Annotated in this window: 7 protein-coding genes and 3 tRNA genes; 4 read left to right on the top strand and 6 right to left on the bottom strand. The window is 65.0% G+C overall.

Going from position 1 to position 6,695, the window contains the following annotated elements:
- Window positions 1-147: 147 nt before the first annotated feature.
- Both QZ213_RS22530 and QZ213_RS22525 read right to left on the bottom strand, forming a co-directional pair.
- A tRNA-Gly gene (locus tag QZ213_RS22530) sits at window positions 148-221 on the bottom strand.
- A gap of 370 nt (window positions 222-591) precedes the next feature.
- Window positions 592-1,839: a multidrug effflux MFS transporter gene (locus QZ213_RS22525; protein ID WP_291688296.1), complete on the bottom strand. Its 1,248-nt coding sequence runs from the start codon at window positions 1,837-1,839 to the stop codon at window positions 592-594.
- A gap of 186 nt (window positions 1,840-2,025) precedes the next feature.
- Between QZ213_RS22525 and QZ213_RS22520 the strand changes: the two genes are divergently transcribed.
- The gene (locus QZ213_RS22520; RefSeq protein ID WP_291688295.1) at window positions 2,026-2,445 is read left to right on the top strand and encodes a YciI family protein; all 420 of its coding nucleotides are present in this window, start codon (window positions 2,026-2,028) and stop codon (window positions 2,443-2,445) included.
- A 103-nt stretch (window positions 2,446-2,548) separates the two neighbouring features.
- On the opposite strand, the gene QZ213_RS22515 is transcribed toward QZ213_RS22520, so the two are convergent.
- Window positions 2,549-2,634: transfer RNA gene (locus tag QZ213_RS22515), tRNA-Tyr, on the bottom strand.
- A gap of 203 nt (window positions 2,635-2,837) precedes the next feature.
- Here QZ213_RS22515 and rlmB point away from each other — a divergent pair.
- Window positions 2,838-3,665 (top strand): 23S rRNA (guanosine(2251)-2'-O)-methyltransferase RlmB, encoded by an 828-nt coding sequence (gene rlmB, locus QZ213_RS22510; RefSeq protein ID WP_291688294.1) that lies wholly within the window; start codon window positions 2,838-2,840, stop codon window positions 3,663-3,665.
- 65 nt (window positions 3,666-3,730) lie between these two features.
- On the opposite strand, the gene QZ213_RS22505 is transcribed toward rlmB, so the two are convergent.
- From QZ213_RS22505 to QZ213_RS22495, 3 genes are all read right to left on the bottom strand, one after another.
- A complete protein-coding gene (locus QZ213_RS22505; protein WP_291688293.1) occupies window positions 3,731-4,195 on the bottom strand; it encodes a hypothetical protein in 465 nt (154 codons plus the stop codon).
- Between the two features lie 36 nt (window positions 4,196-4,231).
- On the bottom strand, window positions 4,232-4,714 hold the full coding sequence (locus QZ213_RS22500; RefSeq protein ID WP_291688292.1) for a hypothetical protein: 483 nt from the start codon (window positions 4,712-4,714) through the stop codon (window positions 4,232-4,234).
- 169 nt (window positions 4,715-4,883) lie between these two features.
- On the bottom strand, window positions 4,884-5,579 hold the full coding sequence (locus QZ213_RS22495; protein WP_291688291.1) for an urease accessory protein: 696 nt from the start codon (window positions 5,577-5,579) through the stop codon (window positions 4,884-4,886).
- A 290-nt stretch (window positions 5,580-5,869) separates the two neighbouring features.
- On the opposite strand from QZ213_RS22495, the gene QZ213_RS22490 reads away from it, so the two are divergent.
- Together QZ213_RS22490 and QZ213_RS22485 are read left to right on the top strand one after the other, a co-directional pair.
- The gene (locus QZ213_RS22490) at window positions 5,870-6,385 is read left to right on the top strand and encodes a hypothetical protein (RefSeq protein ID WP_291688290.1); all 516 of its coding nucleotides are present in this window, start codon (window positions 5,870-5,872) and stop codon (window positions 6,383-6,385) included.
- 181 nt (window positions 6,386-6,566) lie between these two features.
- Window positions 6,567-6,641, top strand: a tRNA-Thr gene (locus tag QZ213_RS22485).
- Window positions 6,642-6,695: the final 54 nt, after the last annotated feature.

Raw genomic sequence — 6,695 nt, 5'->3', positions numbered from 1 at the left:
CCGGAGCTATTGGGCCGGCGCGAATGAAGTCTGCCGATACACTATTTTTTCAATGCCGAGCACTGCGCTGGCGGCATGCAGCCATCCGCCTGCCGCGCCGGAGCGCGCGGGCCCGGCGCGACTGTGGCTTGGTGTCTGGAGACGGCTTGGAGCGGGTGAAGGGAATCGAACCCTCGTATTCAGCTTGGAAGGCTGCTGCTCTACCATTGAGCTACACCCGCGCAGGCGATGAACTATCACGCCGCGCAGGCGGCCTCAAGCTCATGCGCGGCCTCCCCCGCCGGCAGGTGTTGTTCCGCTGGCAGCCGCTACGATTGACGCCCCTTAACATAGGCTGATTCCGTCCCTATACTAAGCTTTCCATCAACAATGAAAGGAGGTGATCCAGTGTCTTACACCAAGCGCTGTCACCTCGCTGGGATCGCCCGCTGAACGTATCCACGTTCGGCATCGGGGCGCTCTCAGCCCTGGACCAGCGAGTTTCAAGAAATGGCGCGGCGGGAGCAATCCCGCCGCGTTTTTTTCCGTCATCTCTTGATTTCGTCTTTCCGCGTTCGCGCAGGTGCCCTCACCGCGCGAGACGACACGGCGCTAGACGGGCTTGTTGTGCGGCGTGAACAGCCGGCCCTTTTCCACCACCAGCACGACCGCCAGCGCGGCCAGCGTGCAGAGGAAAAATCCGGTCGCGAAGGGCAGCAGCGTGCCGTTGTAGCCCTGCCCGATCGTGGCGCCGATGCCGATGCCGAGCAGCGTCGTGATCGACCCGTACAGCGAGGAGGCCGTGCCGGCGATATGGCCCTGGGGCTCCATGGCCAGCGCGGTGAAATTGGCGAACATCAGTCCGAACGCGAACATCATCAGCGTTGACAACGCCATGAAGAGCGGCAACGGCAGCATCTGCAGTTTCGCCGCGACCAGCATGATCCCGGCCACTGCGACCGCGCCGACCAGGCCGCCATGCGACATCACGCGCATGCCGAGCCGGCCCACGATGCGGGCGTTGAGAAAACCCGCGATGGCGATGCCGATCGCCACCGCGGCGAAGGCCGCCGGGAAATAATGCCCCAGCCTATAGATTTCGGTGAACACCTGCTGCGACGAGAACACATAAGCGAACAGCGCGCCGAGCACGCCACCGGCCGCCAGCGCGTAGCCGAGGGTCTGGCGGTTGGTCACGGTGTGGCGAAAGGCACCGAGCACGTCACGCCACGCGAGCGACTTCCGCTCGGACATCGGCAGCGTCTCCGGCAGCCGCAGCGCGCTCCAGATCAGCGCCAGCACGCCATACAGCATCAGCACGATGAAGATGCCGCGCCACTGCGTCAGCAGCATCACCGCCTGGCCGAACGACGGCGCGATGACGGGCACAGCGATGAAGACCATCATCGTCAGCGACATCACGCTGGCCATGCGGCGGCCGGCGTAGCAGTCGCGCACGACCGAGGTCGCGATCACGCGGGTGGCCGCGGTGCCCAGGCCCTGCAGCGCGCGCGCCAGCAGTATGGTCTCGAAGGAAGGTGCGGCGATCGCGAGCAGGCTGGCGATGACGTAGAGGACCATGCCGCCCAGCAGCACCGGGCGGCGGCCGAAACGATCGGACAAGGGCCCCATCACGAACTGGCCGACGCCGAAGCCGATCATGAAGGTCGACAGCACCGCTTGCGGCCGGTTGGCGACCGTGATGTGGAATGCCGAGGCGATATTCGGCAGCGCCGGCAGCATCATGTCCATCGCCAACGGGTTCAGGGCCATGATCGAGGCAATGATGACGACGAATTCGGGAAAGCCCATCGGGCGGTGGTTCGACGAAACCCAGACGTCGGCATTGATGTCAGTCACTCAAGCGCACCTCATGGACCGCCTGTTCTACCGATCATGTTGCGCTGCACAACCCACGTTTGGGGATGACAGACCCGCCCGTCGCCGGGTTCCAATAGCACCCGGAATGTCGGGATTGGCTGTGTCAAACCGTCCTTGAGGGTAATCCTTTGGGTGACAAGCCCCTGCCAACCAGAAGAGGTACCGATGCTCTACGCCATCCTCGCCTATCATGTGGAAGCCCACGTCATGTCCTGGACGCCGGAGGAAGACGCGGCGCTGATGGCCGATCTGCAGCGCGCCCATGACCGGGTGAACGAGAAAGCGCGGCTCGGGCCAGCGGTGCGTCTGGGGACGACAAAGAGAGCTCGCACCTTGCGAGGCCCGGGCCCCGGGCTGGTGATCGATGGCCCGTTCGCCGAGACCAAGGAACAATTACTGGGGTTCTATGTCGTGGACTGCGCCAGCGAGGACGCCGCCATCGAGGCGGCGCGCGACCTGCGCCGGGCCAATCCCAGCGCGGTCTACGAGATCCGCCCGGTTTCGCTGTATCTCCCGGGCGTGCCGTTCCCGACGACGGAGGCCAAGGCGGCGGAGGATGGGGCGGGCGGAGTTAGGGGCGCGTAGCGTATGCGATCGGGATGGCTTGCCGAGCCATAGCTCGCGTCCACAGCCCGCCTTCGCCCGATGGGCTTCGGCGCGGCAGCCTTGCTCGCTCGCGAGCGGAGGCTGGTGGGGGAAGAAGGACTCGAACCTTCGAAGTCATAAGACGGCTGATTTACAGTCAGCTCCCTTTGCCACTCGGGACACTCCCCCGCTTGAACCTCATCGGAACCCGCCCGCCGAAAACGGCGGCGGGAAGGCCATGGATGACGTTAATACCGTGAGCCGATGGCGGGCTCCCGGTCGGCGCGTTTATGGGCGAAGCCGACCTGCAAAGTCAACCAAGGCGGACCGCCAAAACGGGCCGCAAGGGAGCTCAAATTGCCATTATTCGGAACCCGTGACACAAGCTGGCCATGAGCGATCGCGAGCGAAAGCAGCATTTCAGGCGCGGCGGCGGCAAAGGACCCGCGGGGGGCCGCGAATCCGGCCGGCGGCCAGCCTGGCGCGGCGGGGAGGCAAGCCCCGACGGCCCGGTGATTCTCTATGGCTGGCACACCGTGGCGGCGGCGCTGGCCAACCCGCAGCGCCGCATCCGCAAGCTGATGCTGACCGAAAACGCCGCGCGCCGGCTGGCGGACGAAAACATCGCCACCCCGGTGACGCCGGAAATCGTGCGGCCTTCCCTGATCGACCAGCGGCTGGGCCCGGACGCCGTGCATCAGGGCCTTCTGGCGGAAGCCGATCCCCTGCCCTCGCCGGATATCGATACGCTGCCGCAAGAAGGCATTGTGCTGGTGCTCGACCAGATCACCGATCCGCACAATGTCGGCGCGATCATGCGCTCGGCGGCGGCGTTCGCGGTCAAGGCCATCGTCACCACCGCGCGTCACAGTCCCGAGGCCACCGGGGTGCTGGCGAAATCCGCCTCCGGGGCGCTGGAGCTGGTGCCGCTGGTCACGGTGCAAAACCTCGCGCGCACGCTGACCGAAATGAACGACCAGGGGTTCCTGACGGTCGGGCTCGACAGCCAGGGCAGCGAGAATCTCGGCAGCGTCGCGTTGCGGCAGCCGCTGGCGCTGGTGCTCGGCGCCGAGGGCAAGGGCCTGCGCCAGTTGACGCGCGAGACCTGCAGCGTGGTGGCGCGGCTCGACATGCCCGGCGAAATCAAAAGCCTCAACGTCTCCAACGCCGCGGTGCTGGCCCTCTATATCGGCGCCAGCCGGCTCGGCCTCATGAGTTAAAAAATCACCGCCCGCTCGCGAGATGCGAACGGGCGCTGACGTCTTGCGTTAGTTCGGTGCTGAGATCAGTAATGGCGGGGCATGCCTTCGTGCATGCGGTGATGCGAATTGCCGTAGCGCCAGCCGCGATAATGGGAATGGGTATGGTAGCGGTACACCCGGTGGCCGTCGATGGCAGCTTCCCGGTAGGTCGGATACGGCGCGAAGGCGCCGGGACCGGCAAAGGTCGGTCCCTGGTTGACGTAGTAATACTGGTGCCGCTCGGGGGCAGCATGATACTGGTCCACCGGGTCGGCCAGCCGCTCATAGCCCCAGCCGCCGCCGCAACGGTTGCAGCCGGAATAGACTGGCGCCGGCGCGACATAGGCCTGCGGCTGGTAGAATTGCGGCTGCGCGCACGGCTCGACATAAGCCTGTCCGCAGGGCGCGCACGAACCCTGGAACAGTCCGCCTCCGCAGGCCATCGCGGGCGGAGTACCCGCGGTCATCACGGCGAATGCCGCTATCAATCCTGAAATCGTCTTGCGCATTAAGTCTCTCCTTTGGGCGTATTCTTATTGGTGGGGTTATTGTGGAAGCTGCGGAAGCCTTTTGGGTTTTCGACGCGGAAGATCCTGCGGCGGCATGCCGATGTCGCCCTGCGGCGCGACGATGACCGGCGGCGGATAGAAGGGAACCTCGGGCTGCGGCTGCGGGGCGGCGGATTGCGCCGACCAAGAGTCATGATAGCTCTCCGCGGGCTGCGGCAGCTTGCGGTTGGCGGGGGGCTCGATTTCGAGGCGCCCGTAGCCCGGCTGCTGCCCGGCGCTCGGATAATAATGACCGACAGTCGGCGTCGGATCGTAATAGCGGCCGCCGTAGACCCTGGGCGTCACGTGCACGTTCTTGCCGAGACCCCAGTCGCCCTCGACCACCGCATAGGATGCGTCGATGCCGTTGATGATGATGGGAACTCCGGGGCGGCCGGGAATGACCAGGACCGGGCCGGTCTGGGCCAACGCCGCGGCCGTCGATCCGATCAAAATGGCCAGAGTGAGCCCAGTACGCATTGTTGCGGGTCCAATTGTTACGGACAACCTAACCGAAGGCCCAGCCCCAGGAGTTAAAGCCCCGGGCCCAATTTTCAGTAAGCCTAACGCGCAAGGGTTTACGCCCGCTCAATTGCCGATCATCGCGCTCAGAAAATGTTAACGGGCGCGGCGCGCGTCGGCCTGGGCTCTACGCCACCACCGTCGCGACGATGGTGGTGAGGCCGATCGCGATCGTGATCAGGCCGACGGCGCCCTGCAGGCCGCCATTGGCCCAGGTCAGCCAGCGCGCCGAGACCGCGAGCGGCACCGCAATCACCGCCGACAGCGCGCCCATCCCGACCATCGAGCCGATCCCGAACAGCGCGACGTAACCGAGCCCGGCCACCGCGCTGGAAGCCTGCGACACCGCGAGCACGAGCAGGGCCGCCGAGCCGGCCATGCCATGCATCAGCCCCACCAGCAGCGTGCGCCAGCGAAAGCCGTGCGCATGCGCGTGGCCGGCGCGCGCATGCGGCAATGTTTCGCCGGCATGGCTGTGGGCGTGGAGATGCACCGTTCCGTCGCCGTGACCGTGGGCGTGGAAATGCACGCGGTCGCGCCACAGCCGCCACAGCACATGCGCGCCGAGACCGACCAGCATGACGCCGACCGCGGTCTCGAGCGGCCGCGCGAAATGCGAGGGGATCGCGTGACCGAGCAGAATGGCCACGCCGGCGAAGACGAACAAGGTCAGGGTGTGGCCGAGACCCCAGGTCAGCCCGTGCTTGACGATGTCGCCGAGATCAGTGCGGCGCGCGGCGATCGACGACACCGCCGCAACATGGTCGGCCTCGAGCGCATGCTGCATGCCCAGCAGAAATCCCAACCCCAGAACTCCGAACATGTACCCCCTGCTCCGCACCCAACCACGCGCAATCGTACTCTCGTCATCCACTTCTGCAAATCCTGGACCTCGGCCACGCGCATTTCTTTCTCAAATGCCCGGGCTTTGTTCCGGAGACGCAACGGAACTTCACCGGCTCACGACCTGAACAAGCTCGCACTTTTGGAACATCGCATGCGCTGGGCTGCGACGGCGCTGCCATCACATCTGTTTGAGCAACGCGTGAGGAAAATCGGGAACGTCCGGCACCCGTCGGCGCTTAGCTCCGGGTTAGATCAATGGAGAAACGCATGACCAAATTCGGACTTCTCGGCGCTGCCGCCGTGATTCTTTCATCCGCGCTGGCAGGCCCCACGATGGCGCAGCAGGTGATCGATAATCCTGCCAAATGCGCTGCAATTTATCCGAACGCCAATTGCCAAAATCTGGGACCGGGCAATCCCTACACCGGCAGCGGCTATCAGCGCCGGGCGGCCTATCGGAACGGCGCCGCCATGAACCGCGACACCAACTGGAACAATGGCTGGCATGATAGCTGGAACGACAACCGCTGGGACCGCCGTTCTGACTCCGGCTTCTGGCCGGCCGATGTCGCCGCCGGCGTCGCAGGCGCGGCGATCGGCACCGCCGGGGCTATCGCCACCGCGCCGTTCCGCGACGATTCCTACGCCTATTACAATGGCGACGGGTCTTACAACGGCTACCGCGGCTGGGACAATCGGAGCTACGCCGAGCGCAACGGCTTCGTCTGCCAGCCCGGCACATGGTTCAAGGGCGAAGACGGCCGCAGGCATCTCTGCCAGTAAGGCTATCCCGTAACCGAAACGAAAAAGGCGGCTGCGAGGCCGCCTTTTTCATGCCTGCCCGGCGGGCGGGATCGGCCCTTCGGAGGTTCTGGCCCTTTGCGGGCAAGTCTGGTATTTGACCGGCCGCAAGATCAGCGGAATCGCAGGCTTCGATTCCGACCGTGCCTGATCCCTTCAATTCGCCGGTTTAGCTCAGCGGTAGAGCAGCGGTTTTGTAAACCGAAGGTCGGGAGTTCAATCCTCTCAACCGGCACCAGCGATTACAACGGTTTAGCTCAATTTCCTCAGTTCACGTGTCACGCTAGGGGCA

Origin of the sequence: Bradyrhizobium sp. (assembly GCF_017881085.1) — a bacterium.
In the GTDB taxonomy this organism is placed as follows: Bacteria; Pseudomonadota; Alphaproteobacteria; order Rhizobiales; family Xanthobacteraceae; genus Bradyrhizobium.
This window is presented reverse-complemented; position numbering and strand designations above follow the sequence as displayed.

What these genes read in the sequence shown, in the direction of transcription:
- QZ213_RS22520 (WP_291688295.1), top strand. Translation starts at nt 2,026, where the DNA reads ATGCTCTACGCCATCCTCGCCTATCATGTGGAAGCCCACGTCATGTCC.
- rlmB (WP_291688294.1), top strand. Translation starts at nt 2,838, where the DNA reads ATGAGCGATCGCGAGCGAAAGCAGCATTTCAGGCGCGGCGGCGGCAAA.
- QZ213_RS22505 (WP_291688293.1), bottom strand. Translation starts at nt 4,195, where the DNA reads ATGCGCAAGACGATTTCAGGATTGATAGCGGCATTCGCCGTGATGACC.
- QZ213_RS22500 (WP_291688292.1), bottom strand. Translation starts at nt 4,714, where the DNA reads ATGCGTACTGGGCTCACTCTGGCCATTTTGATCGGATCGACGGCCGCG.
- QZ213_RS22495 (WP_291688291.1), bottom strand. Translation starts at nt 5,579, where the DNA reads ATGTTCGGAGTTCTGGGGTTGGGATTTCTGCTGGGCATGCAGCATGCG.
- QZ213_RS22490 (WP_291688290.1), top strand. Translation starts at nt 5,870, where the DNA reads ATGACCAAATTCGGACTTCTCGGCGCTGCCGCCGTGATTCTTTCATCC.